We start from the raw sequence: 16477 nt of genomic DNA on the forward strand, positions 1-16477 counted from the left end.
CTCACTCCGGCTTGGTGGTGCGGCTCATCAGCGCCTCGACGGCGAGCCGCGGGTCCATGCCCTCGTGGCAGACCAGCTCGACCTGCTCGGTGATCGGCATCTCCACCGCGTGCGCCCGGGCCAGGTCGCGCAGGGCCAGCGCGCTCTTGACGCCCTCAGCGGTCTGCCGGGTGGCGACGCGGGCCTCCTCCAGGGTCGCGCCCCGGCCCAGGTGCTCGCCGAAGGTGCGGTTACGGGCCAGCGGCGACGAGCAGGACGCGACGAGGTCGCCCATCCCCGCCAGGCCGGCGAAGGTGAGCGGGTCGGCGCCCAGGGCCACCCCGAGCCGGGCCGTCTCGGCCAGTCCCCGGGTGACGAGCATGGCCCGGGTGTTGTCGCCGAAGCCCATCGCCACGGCGATGCCGTACGCCAGGGCGATCACGTTCTTCACCGCGCCGCCCAGCTCGCAGCCGATCACGTCGTCGTTGGTGTACGGGCGGAAGTAGGGCGTGGTGATCGAGCGCTGCACCAGCGTCGCCCGGTCGGCGTCGGTGCAGGCGACCACGGTCGCGGCGGGCTGCTCGGCGGCGATCTCCGGGGCCAGGTTGGGGCCGGAGACCACCACCACCCGGTCCGCCGCCACCCCGGCGGTCTCCACGATCACCTCGCTCATCCGCCTGGTGGTGCCGAGCTCGATGCCCTTCATCAGCGACACGAGGGTGGCGTCGGGGTGCAGGTGCGCGGTCCACTCGGCCAGGTTGCCGCGCAACGTCTGCGACGGCACGGCCAGCACCACCACCTCCGCCCCGGTGATCGCCTCGGCCGCGTCCCCGGTCGCCGTGACCCGGGACGGCAGCAGCACGTCCGGCAGGTACTCCGGGTTGCGCCGCTCGGCGCGGATCGTGTCGGCGACCGCCTGCCGGCGGGCCCAGACGGTGACGTCCCGACCGGCGTCGGCGAGGATCTTGGCGAACGCGGTGCCCCACGAGCCGGCACCCAGGACCGCGACGTGCCCGCTCACGCCGCCGCCTCCGGCCGCCGCCGCTCGCCGGCAGGGCGGGCCGTCCGTTCCCACAGTGGTGGCGGGGTGCCGCCCCGGATCTCGGTGAGCATGTCACGAAGGCGCAGCATGATGGTGTCGGTCATCTCCTCGAGGACGGCCTTCGTCGGGGTCGACCCGGCCCACCGGCCCAGGTCGACGGGCGGCCCGGCGACCACGGTCACCGGGATCCGGGGGCGCGGGTTCAGTCGGGACCGGCGCGGGTCGAAGATCCGCTCAGGGCCCCACATGACGACCGGGACGACCGGCGCCCCGGTGGCGAGCGCGAGCCGGGCGGCGCCGGTCTTTCCCTTCATCGGCCACAGCTCCGGTTCGCGGGTGATGGTGCCCTCCGGGTAGATCACCACGGCGCCGCCCTGGTCGAGCGCGGCGACGAGGTGCTCCAGCGACCGCACCGCGTCCACCGTGTTCCGCTCGACCGGGATCTGCCGGCACCGGTGCAGGATCCAACCGACCACCGGGACCCGGAACACGCTGGCCTTGCCGAGGAACTGCGGCCAGCGTCCGGAGTCGTAGACGAAGTGCGCCGCGACGAGCGGGTCGGCGTGCGAGATGTGGTTCGGCACGATGATCACGCCGCCGTCGCGGCGCAGGTGCTCCATGCCGCGCCAGGTGCGCCGGGTCCAGACGGTCATCACCGGCTTGACCAGCACCACGGCGAACCATTGCCAGAACCCCAGCCTCCGCCGTGTCACCCGCGCCTCCTCGTGCCGCCCCGACCCGCACCGGATCCGCACCCGGTGACGCCCGCAGCGGAAATCATGCCTGCTCGACCCGGGTCCGGCCAGAGAGGGTACCGCCGTACGGCTGGCAGGATGGCGGTGTGAGTCAGCCGAGGTGGACCGTGGTGGTGCCCGTGAAGCGCCTCGCCGCCGCGAAGAGCCGGCTGCGGGGGGCGCTGCCGGCCGTACCGCACGAGGAACTGGCGCTGGCCCTGGCCGCCGACACGGTCGCCGCGGTGCGGGCCTGCCCGGCGGTGGCCGGGGTGCTGGTCGTCACCGACGACGCCCGGGTGGCCGAGGCCGCCCGGCGCGCGGGCGCCCGGACGCTGCCCGACGCCCCCGGCGCCGGGCTGAACGCCGCCTTCCGGCACGGCGCGTCGGCCGCGGGCGGCGGCTGGGTGGCCGGGCTCACCGCCGACCTGCCCGCGCTGCGCCCGGCCGAGCTGGCGGCGGCGTTGCGGGCGGCGCAGGCCGCGCCCCCGGGCGTACGCAGGTACGTGGCCGACGCCCCCGGCCAGGGCACCGTGCTGCTGGCCGCGCCGCCGGGCGTGGCCCTGGATCCCCGCTTCGGGGTCGGCTCGGCCGACGCGCACGCCGCGAGCGGGGCGCTCGCCCTCACCGGGGACTGGCCGAGCCTGCGTCGGGACGTGGACACCGCCGACGACCTGGCGGCGGCGGCCCGGCTCGGGCTGGGGCCCCGCACGGCCGCGTTGGCCGCCGGCTGCCCGGCCTCAGGGGCGTGTAGCGTGCGGGGCATGCAGGGCACGGTGGCCACCTACGACGCGGCGACCCGCAGCGGGACGCTGCTCCTCGACGACGGCACCGAGCTGGCCTTCCCGGCCCGGGCGTTCGACGCCTCCGGCCTGCGGCTGCTCCGCCTCGGCCAGCGGCTGCGCGTCGAGACCGACGCCACCGGCGCGGTGGTCCGGGTGACATTGCCGACGATGGCCTGAGCGGCTGGTCGAAGTTCATTTTGCGTTAACCGCATCCGGGTGATTATGGGCAGGTGAGCACCCCTCGCAAGCCCTCCGCCAGCCGCCCGTCCACCGACCCGGCCGCCCCCCGCAACGGCACCCGGTCCCGGGGCGCCGACGGCCGCTTCCACGCCGACGCACCCGCCGGAGGCTCCGCGCCGGACGCCGCCGGGACCGACGCGGCGAGCGCCTCCGCCGGCCTGGAGGAGGTGCTGGACCCGGCGCCCGGCCCGCCCGCCGAAGCGGCGGCGGCGACGCCGCCCGCGCCCGACCTCGGGGACGAGCCCCCCACGGCGGAGCCGCTGCCGGAGGACCGCTTCCTCAACCGGGAGCTCTCCTGGCTCGACTTCAACGCCCGGGTGCTGGCGCTCGCGGAGGATCCGCGCACGCCGCTGCTGGAGCGGGCCAAGTTCCTGGCCATCTTCGCCAGCAACCTCGACGAGTTCTACATGGTGCGGGTCGCCGGGCTGAAGCGCCGGCTCCAGGCCGGCCTGCCGGTCCGCGGCGGGGACCGGATGCCGCTGCGCACCCAGCTGGAACTGGTCGCCGGGAAGGCCGCCACGCTGGTCGCCCGGCACTCGGCCTGCTTCACCGACGAGGTGCTGCCGAAGCTGGCCGCCGAGGACATCCGGATCCTGCGCTGGGCCGACCTGGACGACCCCGAACGGGAGCGGCTGCGCGCGTACTTCCGGGAGCAGATCTTCCCGGTGCTGACCCCGCTGGCGGTGGACCCGGCGCATCCCTTCCCGTACATCTCCGGGCGGTCGCTCAACCTCGCGGTGGCGGTGCGCGACCCGGACGGCGGCTCGGAGTTCTTCGCCCGGGTGAAGGTGCCGAACAACGTGCCCCGTTTCGTCCGGGTGCACCGCAGCCTGCCGGGCGTGCGGATGCTGCCGGTGGAGGACCTGATCTCGGTGCACCTGGGGCAGCTCTTCTCCGGCATGCAGGTGGTCGAGTGCCACCTGTTCCGGGTCACCCGCAACGCCGAGGTGGAGGTCGACGAGGACCGCGACGAGGACCTGCTCCAGGCCCTGGAACGGGAGCTGGCCCGGCGCCGGTTCGGCCCGCCCGTCCGGCTGGAGGTGGCCGCCTCGATCTCCGACCACGTGCTGGAAACCCTCGTGCGCGAGCTGGACATGCACGACCAGGAGGTGCTGCGGGTGCCCGGCCTGCTCGACCTCTCCGCGCTCTGGCAGCTCTACGACGAGGCCGACCGGCCGGACCTGAAGGATCCGCCGTTCGTGCCGGCCACCCATCCCCGCCTCACCGAGGGCGAGGTGCCGCGCAGCGTGTTCGCGACCCTGCGCGACGGCGACATCCTGGTGCACCACCCGTACCACTCGTTCGCCACCAGCGTGCAGCGCTTCATCGAGCAGGCCGCCGCGGACCCGGACGTGCTGGCCATCAAGCAGACCCTCTACCGCACCAGCGGCGACTCCCCGATCGTGGACGCGCTCGTCGACGCGGCGGCCGCCGGCAAGCAGGTGGTGGTGCTGGTCGAGCTGAAGGCGCGCTTCGACGAGGTGGCCAACATCGGCTGGGCGCGCAAGCTGGAACGCGCCGGCTGCCACGTCGTCTACGGCCTGGTCGGGCTCAAGACGCACTGCAAGACCGCCCTGGTGGTACGCCAGGAGGGCAACCAGATCCGTCGCTACTGCCACATCGGCACCGGCAACTACCACCCGAAGACCGCCCGGCTCTACGAGGACTTCGGCATGCTCACCGCCGACCCGGAGATCGGGGCCGACCTGACCGACCTGTTCAACGTCCTCACCGGCTACAGCCGGCAGACCGCGTACCGCCGGCTGCTGGTGGCGCCGCAGGGCATCCGCCGCGGCCTGATCGAACGGATCGAGCGGGAGATCGCGCACGTGCGGCTGGGCATGCCCGGGCTCGTGCAGATCAAGGTCAACTCGCTGGTCGACGAGGAGATCACGGACGCGCTCTACCGGGCCTCCCGGGCCGGCGTCCACGTGGACCTGGTGATCCGGGGCATGTGCACGCTGCGACCGGGGGTGCCCGGCCTGTCGGAGAACATCCGGGTCCGCTCGATCCTGGGCCGGTTCCTGGAGCACTCCCGGATCTTCCGGTTCGGCAACAACGGCGACGCCGAGTTCTGGATGGGCTCGGCGGACCTGATGCACCGCAACCTGGACCGCCGGGTCGAGGCGCTCGTGCGGGTGAGCGACCCCGTCGCCCGGGCCGAGCTGGACCACGTGATGAGCGCCGCGATGAGCCCCGACGTGGACGCGTTCGAGCTGGCGGCGGACGGCACCTGGAGCCGGCGTACCGGCACGGCGGAGGAGCCGCGGGTCCATCTCCAGGAGTTGCTGCTGCGTCGCGTCGGTGGCACGGCGGGCTGACCGGTACCCGCATAGGCTGACCTGATGCTGGATGAGCGGGACGCGGCCGGCCCCGGCCGGGGTCGGCTGGCCGGGTTCCCCGACGCCACGCCCCCGATCCGGGCGGCGGGCGGTGTGGTGTGGCGCCCCGCCGACGACCCCGGGCCGGTCGAGGGACCGGCCGCGGGGAGCACGGCCGCCGTGCCGCGCGGCGGGGTGCTGGTCTGCCTCGTGCACCGGCCCCGCTACGGCGACTGGTCGCTGCCCAAGGGCAAGCTGGAGCCGGGCGAGCATCCGCTGCGCGCCGCCGTGCGGGAGGTGGCCGAGGAGACCGACGTCCGGGCGGTGCCGCAGGTGCGGCTGCCCACCGTGCGCTACCGCAGCGAGGGCCGCCCGAAGGTGGTCGACTACTGGTCGATGCGGGCGGCGGCCACCGGCGGCTTCCAACCGGCCACCGAGGTCGACGACGTGCGCTGGCTCGGCGTGGACGAGGCGATCCGGCTGGTCAGCTACCCGCACGACGCCGAGGTGCTTGCCGCGTTCGCGGCCCTGCCGACGGTCACCGCGACGGTGGCGCTGGTCCGGCACGCCCACGCCGGCAAGCGGGCCACCTGGTCGGGCCCGGACACCGGCCGGCCGCTCGACGCCCGGGGCTGGGCACAGGCCCACGCGCTCGCCCCGCTGGTGGCGCTGGTCCGGCCGGTACGCCTGCTGTCGGCCTCGGCCCGCCGCTGCGTACAGACCCTCGACCCGGCGGCGGCGCTGCTCGACCTGCCGATCGAGGTCGACGGCGACCTGGACGAGCCTCGGCCGGGCCAGCAGCCCGACGAGTGCGCGCTGGCCGCCGCCGCCCGCCTGGCCGCCCTGGCGGCCACCGGCGAGCCGGTGGGGGTGTGCAGCCAGGGCAAGGTGATCCCGGGCGCCCTGGCCCGACTCAGCGGGCGGCCGGGCGACTTCACCACCCCGAAGGGCGGCGGCTGGCTGCTCGCCTTCGCCGGTGACCGCCTACTCGCCGGCGACCGCCTCTGACCGCGCGACCGCGGGCGCCCCGGCGTTCCTGACCGCCCCGGCGGGCGGCGGGTCAGGCCGGCGGCAGGGTCAGCGTCACCGCGACCGGCAGGTGGTCGCTGGCCGTCCCGGACGGGGCCGCCGCGTCGCCGGCGGCCAGGTCGGGCGTGACGAAGACGTGGTCGATCTGCTGGCGCGGGGCGTTCGCCGGGCTGGTCGGCAGGGGGCGGGCGGCGGCCAGCGCGTCGACCAGACCGGCCCGGGTGAACTCGACGAACGCCGGGTCGCCCGGCTCGGTGTTCAGGTCGCCGGCGACCACCAGGGGCCGGCCGGCCGCGTACCGCACGGCGAAGTCGGCGACCGCGCGGGCCTGGACCACCGGGTCCTCGCCGGGCGGCGGTTGCAGGTGGGTGGCGACCACCGCGAGCCGGACGCCCGCGCCGAGGTCGACGGTGACGCCGAGGGCCTGCGCCCCGGTGGGCGCCCCGACCGCCGGCAGCGGCCGGGTCCGCGCCGCGTCCAGCGGCCACCGGCTCAGCACGGCGTCGCCCCAGAGCGGATCGGCGGCCGGCGCGAAGACGTACGGCATGTCCAACCGCTCCGCCAGCAGGTCGAGCGTGTCGTGGCCGCCGTTGAGCAGCCAGCCCCGGTCCACCTCGCTGAGTGCCACGACGTCGGCCCCGGCGACGGCCCGCGCCAGCGCGTCCGGGTCGAAGCGGCCGTCCATCCCGAAGCCCATCCGGACGTTGTACGCCGCCACCCGCACCGTCTCCGGCGGCCCTTCCCGGTTGCTCGCGGACAGCAGTTCGTCGCTCGCGACCGCGGCCAGCAGCGTCAGTACGGCGGCCGAGGCGGCCGTCCACACCGGCGGCAACGGCGACCGGACCGGCCCCGGGGTGGGCCGGGTCGCCAGGGCGACGGCGGCGACCAGCACCGCCACCGCCACCGGCACCCAGGCGTTGGGGTGGCCGAGGTCGTAGGCGGAGTAGTAGGCCACCGCCGCGACGGCGAAGACGAGCATCCCGGCGACGGCGGCGTACCCGCGTCGCCCGGCCGCCCGTGCCGGGTCGTGCCCGCCGCCGGCCGCCCGGGTCGGGTCCGGCCCGCCGCCGTCGGAGACCTGGGCCCGGGCTTCGTCGGCGCCGTTGCCGCCCCGTCCGTCGGCCGCGCCGGCCGACGCCAGGCACGCGCCGAGACCGACGGCGGTGAGCAGGACGGCCGGCAGCAGCAACTCCCCGCGGCCGAGGGCGACGAGGACGGCCCCGCCGACCAGGGCCGCCGGCCCGAGCCACCGCCAGGCGCCCCGGCGGGGCGGGGCCAGCGCGGCGAGCAGGAACCCGCCGACCGCCACGGCGAGCGGGGCGGGGCCGAACAGCGGCACCGTGGCCACGCCCACCTCGTCGGCGGGATCCGACCGCAGCAGGCCGAACTGGTACGACGTCGCCGTCCGGGCGACCGCCGGGGAGAGCGCCACCATGCCGGCGAGCAGCAGCGCCGGCCCGGCCAGCAGCCAGCTCCGTACGCCGCCCGCGCCGGCTGGCGACGCGGGCCGTGCCTGCCCCGCGAGGAAGAGGCCCGCGACCCCGACGGCCGCCAGCCACGCCGGCCAGTCCCCGAAGAACGCCGAGCGGTACGTGTCCAGCACCGTGTGCAGCAGGGCGCCGACCGCCAGCCCGAGCGCCAACCCTGGCACGGGGCGGTCGGTGCCGGCGGCGACACCGGCGAGCCAGACCAGCCCGGCGAGCAGCCCGGCCGTGGCGAGCCAGAGCTGGAGCCGCCCGCCCGGCTGGCCGTTGACGGCGAGCCGCGCCAGCACCAGCAGCACCGCGGCGAAGAGCGTGACGGGGCGGGCGCCCACCCGACGGATCAGCGCGGGCGCGGCCAGGGCGAGCAGGAACCAGCCGAACGCGAACGCCCCCAGCAGTTCGGCGGGGGTCGAGGCGGCCTGACCGAAGATGGTGATGACCGCCGGCAGGAAGACGCGCAGCACGTCGACCAGGAGCACGGCGCCCAGGGCGAGGGTGACGGTGGTGAGGTGGCGGTAGCGCACCGGGCTGCCTTTCGCCGACCGGAAGGGGTGCGGCGATTCTGCGGGCGGGGCACGGTCGGGGTCAACGGCTGGGGGTTGACACGACGAAGGGCGCCCACCGTCGGTGGACGCCCTTGCCGTACCGCTGGGTTCAGCGCTTGGTCGCGGCCTTCTTGGCCGGCGCCTTCTTGGCCGGCGCCTTCTTCGCCGCCGCGCTCTTGCTCGCCGTCGCGGCGGTCTTCTTCGCCGCCGTGGACTTGGTCGCCGCGGTGGTCTTCTTCGCCGGGGCGGCCTTGGTGGTCGCGGTCTTCTTCGCCGCGGTGGTCTTGGTCGCCTTCGCCGCGGGGGCCTTCTTGGCCGCCGCGGTCGCCTTGGCCCCGGTCGCCTTCGCGCCCGCCGCCTTGGCCCCGGTGGCCTTCGCCCCGGTCGCCTTGGCTCCGGTGGCCTTCGCCCCGGTGGCCTTGGCACCCGTCGTCTTGGCCGCCGCGGTGGTCTTGGCGGCGGACGTGGTCTTGGCGGCGGCCGCCGTGGTCTTCTTCGCCGCCGCCGTGGCCTTCGGCACCTTGCCGCTGGCCACCATCTCCTTGAATCCGGCGCCGGGCCGGAAGGTCGGGACGGATGTCTTCTTGACCTTCACCGCCTCGCCGGTCCGCGGGTTGCGCGCTGTTCGGGCGCCCCGGACGCGCTTTTCGAACGCTCCGAATCCGGTGATCGCCACCTTCTCGCCCTTGGTGACCGCCGCCTGGACCTCAGCGAGGACCGCGTCGAGCGCGGCCGTCGCCGTCTTCCGGTCCCCCAGGCGAACGGCGAGCGCCTCGATGAGCTCGGCCTTGTTCACGACTTCCTCCCGATTGTGCAACTGACTCGACGCGAGCCATTCTGCGCGCACGGTATGCCCTGTGCTGCCGGGACACAAACATTCGGTCGAAAAAAGCCCTTGTGTCGCAACGGATTCGCCCCCACCGGTGAGACCGGCGGGGGCGGAAACCGCTGTGGGATCGGGCGTACGGCTATGCGATCGAGGGCAGGAACGGCGGCCGGGTGGCCTCGAAGGCGCTGATCTCCGGCTCGTGGCGGAGGGTGAGTCCAATGTCGTCCAAGCCCTCCAGCAGCCGCCAGCGGCTGAAGTCGTCCATCGGGAACGACCAGGTGGCCTCGCCGACACGCACCTCGCGGGCGGTCAGGTCCACGGTGACCGGGGTGGTCGGGTCAGCCTCCACCAGGTCCCAGATCTGCTCGATCGCCTTCAATTCCAGCTCGACCGGGAGCAGACCCTCCTTGAGGGCGTTGCCCCGGAAGATGTCGCCGAAACGGGGTGCGATCACGGCACGGAAGCCCCAGTCGCGCAGCGCCCAGACGGCGTGCTCGCGGGAGGAGCCGGTGCCGAACTCCGGACCGGTCACAAGAATCGACGCACCGGAATGGACGGGATCGTTGAGCACGAATTCCGGGTCCTCGCGCCAGGCGCTGAACAAGCCGTCCGCGAAACCGGTCCGGGTCACCCGCTTGAGGTACACGGCGGGGATGATCTGATCGGTGTCCACGTTGGAGCGCCGCAGCGGCACGGCGGTGCCCGTGTGGGTGGTGAACCTCTCCATCTGGGTGCCCTTCTACAGGTCGGCGGGAGCGGCCAGCCGGCCCGCCACGGCGGTGGCGGCGGCGACCGGCGGGGAGACCAGGTGGGTGCGTCCGCCCCGGCCCTGGCGGCCCTCGAAGTTGCGGTTGGAGGTGGAGGCGGAGCGCTGGCCCGGCGAGAGCGTGTCCGGGTTCATTCCCAGACACATGGAGCAGCCGGCGAAGCGCCACTCGGCGCCGGCGTCGCTGAAGACCTTGTCCAGCCCCTCCGCCTCGGCCGCCTCGCGGACGGCGGCGGAACCGGGTACGACCAGCATCCGCACCCCGTCGGCGACCCGGTGCCCGCGCAGCACGTCGGCGGCGGCCCGGAGGTCCTCCAGCCGGCCGTTGGTGCAGGAGCCGACGAAGACCACGTCGACCGCGAGGTCCCGCAGCGGGGTGCCGGGACGCAGGTCCATGTACTCCAGCGCGCGCCGGGCGGCGGTCCGCTCGGCCTCGGTGACGAACTCCTCGGGCGTGGGCACCACCGCGCTCAGCGGCGCGCCCTGGCCCGGGTTGGTGCCCCAGGTCACGAACGGGGTGACCGCGCCGGCGTCCAGGGTCACCTCGGCGTCGAAGGTCGCGCCCTCGTCCGTGGGCAGGGTCCGCCACCAGGCCAGCGCCGCGTCCCAGTCGGCGCCCTTGGGGGCGTTGGGCCGCCCCTTCAGGTACGCGAAGGTGGTCTCGTCCGGCGCGATCATGCCGGCCTTGGCGCCCCACTCGATGGACATGTTGGCGATCGTCATCCGCCCCTCCATGGACAGCGACCGGATCGCCTCGCCGCGGTACTCGACGATGTGCCCACGGCCGCCGCCCGTACCCACCTGGGCGATCAGCGCGAGCACCAGGTCCTTGGCGGTGACCCCGGGGGCGAGCCGCCCCGTCACGTTCACCGCCATCGTCTTCGGCCGGCTCTGCGGCAGCGTCTGGGTGGCCAGCACGTGTTCGACCTCACTCGTGCCGATGCCGAACGCGAGCGCGCCGAACGCGCCGTGGGTGGCGGTGTGCGAATCCCCGCAGACGATGGTCATGCCGGGCTGGGTGACGCCGAGCTGCGGGCCGATGACGTGCACGATGCCCTGGTTCTCGTCACCCAGCGGGTGCAGCCGCACACCGAACTCGGCGCAGTTGCGGCGCAGCGTCTCGATCTGCGTACGCGAGGTGGGGTCGGCGATGGTGAGCAGGTCGCCGCGCCGCCGTTGGAACGACGGGTCGGCGTACCCCGTCGGGGTGTTGTGGTCCTCCGTCGCGAGCGTGAGGTCCGTGCGGCGCACCCGGCGCTCGGCGAGGCGCAGCCCGTCGAAGGCCTGCGGGCTCGTCACCTCGTGCAGCAGGTGCAGGTCGATGAAGAGCAGATCGGGCTCGCCCTCGGCGGACCGCACGACGTGCGCGTCCCAGACCTTCTCGGCCAGGGTCCTCGGCTCGGTAGTAGTGACTCCCACCATCTGGACATCCTAAATTCTGGGAGGTAAGTTTCGGCTTGTGGGACACAGTATGAGCGGTGTCGGCGTTCTCGACAAGGCGGTGGTCATCCTGGCCGCCTGCGTCGACGGCGCCAGCCTGGCCGAACTCGTTGAACGCACCAAGCTGCCCCGGGCCACCGCGCACCGGCTGGCACAGGCGCTGGAGATCCACCGGATGCTGGTCCGGGACACCCAGGGGCGCTGGCGTCCCGGCCCGCGCCTGGGTGAGCTCGCCAACGCCGCGCCGGACGTGCTCCTGACGGCGGCGGAGCCGCTGCTGGCGGCGCTCCGGGACGCGACGGGCGAAAGCGCCCAGCTCTACCTGCGCCGCGCCGACGAGCGCATCTGCGTGGCCGCCGCCGAGCGGGCCAGCGGCCTGCGGGACACCGTGCCGGTCGGCTCGGTGCTGCCGATGACGGCGGGCTCCGCGGCGCAGATCCTGCTCGCCTGGGAGCCGCCGGAGGCGGTGATGCCGCTACTGCCCCGGTCGAAGTTCACCGGCCGCACCCTGGCCGAGGTACGCCGCCGGGGCTGGGCACAGAGCGTCGCCGAGCGCGAGGCCGGTGTGGCGAGCGTCTCGGCGCCGATCCGCGACCGTACCGGTCGGGTCATCGCCGCGTTCAGCATCTCCGGCCCGATCGAGCGCCTCGGACGCCGCCCCGGCGAACGCCACGCGATGGCCGTGGTCCGAGCCGGCCAACGCCTCTCCGGCCTCTGACCCACCACCCCTGCCCGCCTACCTACGCCACCCCTGCCCTGCCCTGCGGCTTGCCTGCGCCCACCCCGGCCCTGCCCTGCCGTCCAGGCCAGCGCGCAACTGCCGGGCGATCAAGAAGTTTGCGTCTGGTCCGGCGCCAAATCTGGACGCAAACTTCTTGATCGCCCGATTCGGAGCGCCACGGCGCCAGGGGCCACCGCCCAGCCCGGGCGGCCCGGACAGCCGGGCCCGGCCCGGACAGCCCGACCTGGCCCCGACAGCCCGACCCGGACGCCCCGCACCGGTGATCATGAGGTTGGCGGCAGGGTTAGAGATCATCTTCACCGCCAACCTCATGATCACCGCTCGAAGGTGGGGGTGGGTGGAGGGCGGGATGCGGAACGGCCCGTCCCACCGGGGTGGGACGGGCCGTTCCAGATGTAGCCCCGACCGGATTCGAACCGGCGCTACCGCCTTGAGAGGGCGGCGTCCTGGGCCGCTAGACGACGGGGCCAAGACTTTCACTGCTTCCACCACCCTTCCGAGCGGTGCGGCTGTAGTCTAGCGGCGTCCCCTCGGGGGACGGAAATCGGGGCGACCGATGCCGGCCCGACCGGGATCGACCAGTCAAGACCGGTTCGGCGAAATCGAACCGACCCGGATCGGGTTCGCCGAGACGGGGTCTGCAAGGGCACTGGCGGGAGCCCTCACAGGTCAACCTGGCGGGAGCCCTCACAGGTCAACACAGTCGAGAAGTCGAGCAGTCGGGCCGAGCCAGCCAGCGGAACCAGGTCTCGCCCGCCCAGCGGCCAGCACCATCAAGCCCGCCCAGTGGCCAGCGCCACCGGGACCACCCAGTGGTCAACGCCAGCGGGCGGCAGGGCCGCGCGACCGCCTGCCAGTCGGGTGTCCGCTGGGCCGACGGCACGACGCGGGACATGCGAAACGGCCCGCCCCACCGGAGTGGAACGGGCCGTTCGAGATGTAGCCCCGACCGGATTCGAACCGGCGCTACCGCCTTGAGAGGGCGGCGTCCTGGGCCGCTAGACGACGGGGCCAGAACTACTTGCGGCACCGCTCCGCAGAACGGTGCCGCTGGACTCTATCAGAGAGAACCCCGATCCCCTGCCGGGAACCGGAGTCGTCTCCTACGAGATCCAGCGCCCGAAGCTCTTCCGAACCTCGGCTGCGCTGGGGTACCAGGACTCGAACCTAGACTAACTGAACCAGAATCAGTCGGGCTGCCAATTACCCCATACCCCATTGGCCCCTTGCGGTGCCGGGATCAAACTTTACCCTCCCGGTGCCAGCAGGCCAAATCGAGCCCCCCCAAACCGCCCCTGAACTGCGGAAACGGGGCCTCGACGCGGATCAGGCGACGGGTACCACCGGGTTGGTCAGGTCCCCGATCCCCTCGATCCGCACGGTGACCGTATCCCCGTCCAGGAGTGGGCTAACCCCGGCCGGCGTGCCGGTGAGCACCACGTCGCCGGGGAGCAGCGTCATCACGTGCGAGACGTACGACACCAGGGCCGGCACGTCGAAGACCATGTCGCTGGTCCGGCCGAGCTGGCGGACCTCCATCTCCTCGGGATTGCGACCCACCTCACAGCGGATCTCCAGGTCGCGGACGTCGAGCCCGGTGGTGATCCACGGCCCGATCGGGCAGAACGAGTCGAAGCCCTTGGCGCGGGTCCACTGGCCGTCGGAACGCTGGAGGTCCCGGGCGGTGACGTCGTTGGCGCAGGTGTAGCCGAAGATGGCCCGCTCCGCGGCGGCCCGGTCGGCCCGGCGGGCGCCCGGCGCGCCGATGACCACGGCCAGCTCGGCCTCGTGCTCGACCTGCTTGGAGAAGATCGGCAGCCGGATCGCGTCGCGGGGCCCGATCACGGAGGTGGACGGTTTGAGGAAGAGCAGCGGCTCCTTCGGCACCTCGCTGCCGTGCTCGGCGGCGTGCTCGGCGTAGTTGCGGCCGACGCAGACGACCTTGCTGGGCAGGATCGGCGAGAGCAGGCGGACGTCGGACAGCGCCCAACGGGCACCGCTGAAGGTGATCTGCCCGAACGGGTGGCCCTCGATCTCGGCGACGGTCAGGCCCTGCGGGCCCGCCTCCGGCTCGCCCTCGACGACCCCGAACGACATTCCCTTGGCATGAGCAAAACGAGCGATACGCACCAGGCCAATCTAGCCCCGGCGACCCGCGCCCCGGCCGAGGCCGCGGGGAGGCGCACCGGCACGGCCGGCGGCACGCCCGCAGACCCGCGAGGGCGCACCCTACGCCAGCGCCCGCTCGCGGGGGCGGAGTTCGCGACTTCGTACCCGCCCGGCGTCGTCGCGCCCCTAGCGTCGGCTCCGGAGGTTCGTTCGTATGCCTGCATCGACACGACACCACAGGGCCCTCGCAGTGTTCGTACACTGCCTCGGCATTCTCGCCGCCGTGCCGGCACTGCCCACGGCGGCCCCACCCGCGGCGGCCGCGCCGCCACCACCGGTGCTCGCGCCGACCCCGGAGCCGGCGATGCCATCGGCGCCGCCGGCGGTGCCCACCCCGACCCGGGCCGCCCCGCCGGTGGCGAAGCCGCCGGTCACGGTCGCGGTGGTGCCGGAGCGCTCGCCGGCGCCGCGCTACCGGATCCAGGTCCGCAACAGCGGCGGTACGCCGGTGGACACCACGGTCCGGCAGGAGCTGCCGCCCGGGGCCTCGGCGACCGCCATCACCGACGGGGGTCGGGCCACCCGGGGCGCCGGGCAGTCGGCCACCGAGGTGACCTGGCAGCTGAAGCTTCCCGCCCGCAGCACCACCACCCTGGGCACGGCGCTCAGCACCGCCGCCCCGGCCCGGCCGATGACCGCGCCGGCCTGTGCCTTCGCCCGGGACGGCAGCCGGCCGTACGACTGCGCGACCGCGACCTGGAGCGCGGGCGTGCCGGCCGCCGCGCCCGAGCGTTCCGAGGCGCCGCCGTGGCGCCGGACGCCGGTGCTGCTGGCCGGGCTCGCCACGGTGGCGGTGCTCGCGGTGGGCGGGGCCTGGACCTGGCGCCGGCGCCGCCGGCCGGTCGCCGCGGCCCTCTCCGGCGAGGGGCCGGGGACGGTCTACCCGCGCCCGGCCGTGCCGCGACCGGAACAGGTCCGCCGCAAGCCGTCCGTCTGGTTGATCGTCCCGGTGGCCGCCGCCGTGCTCGCCGGCACGGTGGGGACGGCGGCCTGGACGGCCACCCGGGAGGTCGCCGCCGTCGACACCGGCAGCCAGCCGACCAGCGGCGCGTGGGTGGGTCAGGGGGTCAACGGGACCGTCGGTGAGCCGCTGCGCGAGTCGGCGTTCGAGTTCACCGTGTACCGCGTCGCGTGCGAGCCCGGCGCGGCGGCCCGGCAGTGCGAGGCCACGGTCGGGGTGCGCAACCTCACCCCGGAGCAGCAGAGCTGGCACGGCCGGCTGCAACGGGCCTACCTGCCCGACGGCAACTTCGTCAGCACCGACGAGCAGGCGACGCGGACGGCCAACCAGGGCCGGGACGTCTTCGCCCAGCCGATGGCGGCCGGCAGCCGGACGGTGCTGCCGCTGGTCTTCACCGTCGACGGACAGGCGCCGCCGGAGCAGTTGGAGCTGCGCAGCGGGGTGTTCTCCGCCGGGGTCCGGGTGGACGTGCCCTGACGGGACGCCGGGCGGCGGTCGTACCCTGGGGTCCGTGACCGCCGCCCTCGCCCCGACCGCCGCCGTGCTCGACGCGGCGCGCTGGCAGGCCCGGCGCAGGGCGCACGAGGAGCGGGTCGACACCTGGCTCACCCCGCACCTGGCGCGCCGCCGGCAGGGCGGAAAGCACCCGGTGGAGGACTTCCTCTTCACCTACTACTCGCACCGCCCGGCCCAGTTGCGCCGCTGGCACCCCGGCGCCGGGGTGGTGCTGCGCGACGCGGACCCCGCCGGGTTCGGCCGGGACTACCGCGCCACCGCCGCCGGGGTCACCCTCGACACCGAGGCGGTACGCGCGCGGCGCGCCGAGTCGATCGGGTGGATCCGGGCGCTGCTCGCGGCGACCGCCGACCGGCCCGCGCACCTCGGCTGCTTCGGGATGCACGAGTGGGCCATGGTCTACCGGCAGACCCAGGAGGAGGTACGCCACAACGCCTGGCCGCTGCGGCTCAGCCCGGAGCGGACCGCCGCCCTGGTGGAGGAGCGCGGCGTGCGGTGCAGCCACTTCGACGCGTTCCGGTTCTTCACCGCGCCGGCCCGGCCGTTGAACCTGCTCAGCCCGACGCGCGAGACGCAGCACGCGCACGAGCAGCCGGGCTGTCTGCACGCCAACATGGACCTCTACAAGTGGGCCTACAAGCTGTCCCCGCTGGTGCCGAGCGAACTGGTCGCGGACGCGTTCGAGCTGGCCCGGGAGATCCGCACGCTGGACATGCGCGCCTCGCCTTACGACCTGAGCGCCCTCGGCTACGCACCCGTGCGGGTGGAGACCGTCGAGGGCCGGCACGAGTACGTGCGGGCGCAGCGGTCGTTCGCGGAGCGGGCCGCACCGCTGCGGGCGCGCCTGGTCGCCGAGTGCGACCGGCTGCTGTCGACCGTCGACGGGTGAGCGGCCGAC

General features: G+C 74.5%; 13 protein-coding genes, 3 tRNA genes and 1 pseudogene. 7 read left to right on the forward strand and 10 right to left on the reverse strand.

Annotated elements, in window-relative coordinates; all coding sequences use genetic code 11:
* Window position 1 precedes the first annotated feature (1 nt).
* Both DER29_RS04335 and DER29_RS04340 read right to left on the reverse strand, forming a co-directional pair.
* Window positions 2-1000: an NAD(P)H-dependent glycerol-3-phosphate dehydrogenase gene (locus DER29_RS04335; protein ID WP_121398994.1), complete on the reverse strand. Its 999-nt coding sequence runs from the start codon at window positions 998-1000 to the stop codon at window positions 2-4.
* The gene (locus tag DER29_RS04340) at window positions 997-1734 is read right to left on the reverse strand and encodes a 1-acyl-sn-glycerol-3-phosphate acyltransferase (RefSeq protein WP_121398996.1); all 738 of its coding nucleotides are present in this window, start codon (window positions 1732-1734) and stop codon (window positions 997-999) included. Before DER29_RS04340 ends, DER29_RS04335 begins: the two co-directional genes overlap by 4 nt.
* A gap of 128 nt (window positions 1735-1862) precedes the next feature.
* On the opposite strand from DER29_RS04340, the pseudogene cofC reads away from it, so the two are divergent.
* The 4 genes and pseudogenes from cofC to DER29_RS04355 all read left to right on the forward strand — a co-directional run.
* Window positions 1863-2498, forward strand: a pseudogene (gene cofC / locus DER29_RS04345) (2-phospho-L-lactate guanylyltransferase); the annotation flags it as partial.
* An 18-nt stretch (window positions 2499-2516) separates the two neighbouring features.
* On the forward strand, window positions 2517-2714 hold the full coding sequence (locus DER29_RS35065; RefSeq protein ID WP_233600006.1) for a cold-shock protein: 198 nt from the start codon (window positions 2517-2519) through the stop codon (window positions 2712-2714).
* A 53-nt stretch (window positions 2715-2767) separates the two neighbouring features.
* Window positions 2768-5098, forward strand: a complete 2331-nt coding sequence (locus DER29_RS04350; protein ID WP_121396139.1) for an RNA degradosome polyphosphate kinase — start codon at window positions 2768-2770, stop codon at window positions 5096-5098.
* 24 nt (window positions 5099-5122) lie between these two features.
* Entirely contained in the window at window positions 5123-6106 is a 984-nt protein-coding gene (locus DER29_RS04355; protein WP_121396140.1) for an NUDIX hydrolase, read from the forward strand.
* Window positions 6107-6158: 52 nt separating this feature from the next.
* Here DER29_RS04355 and DER29_RS04360 read toward each other — a convergent pair whose 3' ends face one another.
* The 4 genes from DER29_RS04360 to leuC form a co-directional block, all read right to left on the reverse strand.
* Window positions 6159-8135 (reverse strand): endonuclease/exonuclease/phosphatase family protein, encoded by a 1977-nt coding sequence (locus tag DER29_RS04360; protein WP_121396141.1) that lies wholly within the window; start codon window positions 8133-8135, stop codon window positions 6159-6161.
* A 130-nt stretch (window positions 8136-8265) separates the two neighbouring features.
* On the reverse strand, window positions 8266-8952 hold the full coding sequence (locus tag DER29_RS04365; protein WP_199729116.1) for an HU family DNA-binding protein: 687 nt from the start codon (window positions 8950-8952) through the stop codon (window positions 8266-8268).
* Between the two features lie 172 nt (window positions 8953-9124).
* The gene (gene leuD / locus DER29_RS04370; protein WP_121396143.1) at window positions 9125-9712 is read right to left on the reverse strand and encodes a 3-isopropylmalate dehydratase small subunit; all 588 of its coding nucleotides are present in this window, start codon (window positions 9710-9712) and stop codon (window positions 9125-9127) included.
* Between the two features lie 12 nt (window positions 9713-9724).
* The gene (leuC, locus tag DER29_RS04375) at window positions 9725-11173 is read right to left on the reverse strand and encodes a 3-isopropylmalate dehydratase large subunit (protein WP_121396144.1); all 1449 of its coding nucleotides are present in this window, start codon (window positions 11171-11173) and stop codon (window positions 9725-9727) included.
* A 49-nt stretch (window positions 11174-11222) separates the two neighbouring features.
* On the opposite strand from leuC, the gene DER29_RS04380 reads away from it, so the two are divergent.
* Window positions 11223-11909, forward strand: coding sequence for an IclR family transcriptional regulator (locus DER29_RS04380; RefSeq protein WP_121396145.1), 687 nt, complete (start codon window positions 11223-11225; stop codon window positions 11907-11909).
* Between the two features lie 420 nt (window positions 11910-12329).
* Here DER29_RS04380 and DER29_RS04385 read toward each other — a convergent pair.
* From DER29_RS04385 to DER29_RS04400, 4 genes are all read right to left on the reverse strand, one after another.
* Window positions 12330-12402 (reverse strand) — tRNA-Glu (locus DER29_RS04385).
* Between the two features lie 471 nt (window positions 12403-12873).
* A tRNA-Glu gene (locus DER29_RS04390) sits at window positions 12874-12946 on the reverse strand.
* Between the two features lie 133 nt (window positions 12947-13079).
* Window positions 13080-13151, reverse strand: a tRNA-Gln gene (locus DER29_RS04395).
* A 108-nt stretch (window positions 13152-13259) separates the two neighbouring features.
* Entirely contained in the window at window positions 13260-14063 is an 804-nt protein-coding gene (locus tag DER29_RS04400; protein ID WP_121396146.1) for a fumarylacetoacetate hydrolase family protein, read from the reverse strand.
* A 193-nt stretch (window positions 14064-14256) separates the two neighbouring features.
* Between DER29_RS04400 and DER29_RS04405 the strand changes: the two genes are divergently transcribed.
* On the forward strand, window positions 14257-15540 hold the full coding sequence (locus DER29_RS04405) for a hypothetical protein (protein ID WP_121396147.1): 1284 nt from the start codon (window positions 14257-14259) through the stop codon (window positions 15538-15540).
* Window positions 15541-15574: 34 nt separating this feature from the next.
* Window positions 15575-16468, forward strand: a complete 894-nt coding sequence (locus tag DER29_RS04410; RefSeq protein WP_121396148.1) for a 3-methyladenine DNA glycosylase — start codon at window positions 15575-15577, stop codon at window positions 16466-16468.
* The last annotated feature ends 9 nt before the right edge of the window (window positions 16469-16477 follow it).

It is taken from the genome of Micromonospora sp. M71_S20, assembly GCF_003664255.1.
Lineage (GTDB): Bacteria > Actinomycetota > Actinomycetes > Mycobacteriales > Micromonosporaceae > Micromonospora.

Excerpts from the sequence above, each read along its gene's own strand:
- DER29_RS35065 (WP_233600006.1), top strand. The coding sequence starts at position 2,517 with ATGCAGGGCACGGTGGCCACCTACGACGCGGCGACCCGCAGCGGGACG.
- DER29_RS04355 (WP_121396140.1), top strand. The coding sequence starts at position 5,123 with ATGCTGGATGAGCGGGACGCGGCCGGCCCCGGCCGGGGTCGGCTGGCC.
- leuD (WP_121396143.1), bottom strand. The coding sequence starts at position 9,712 with ATGGAGAGGTTCACCACCCACACGGGCACCGCCGTGCCGCTGCGGCGC.
- leuC (WP_121396144.1), bottom strand. The coding sequence starts at position 11,173 with ATGGTGGGAGTCACTACTACCGAGCCGAGGACCCTGGCCGAGAAGGTC.
- DER29_RS04380 (WP_121396145.1), top strand. The coding sequence starts at position 11,223 with ATGAGCGGTGTCGGCGTTCTCGACAAGGCGGTGGTCATCCTGGCCGCC.
- DER29_RS04405 (WP_121396147.1), top strand. The coding sequence starts at position 14,257 with ATGCCTGCATCGACACGACACCACAGGGCCCTCGCAGTGTTCGTACAC.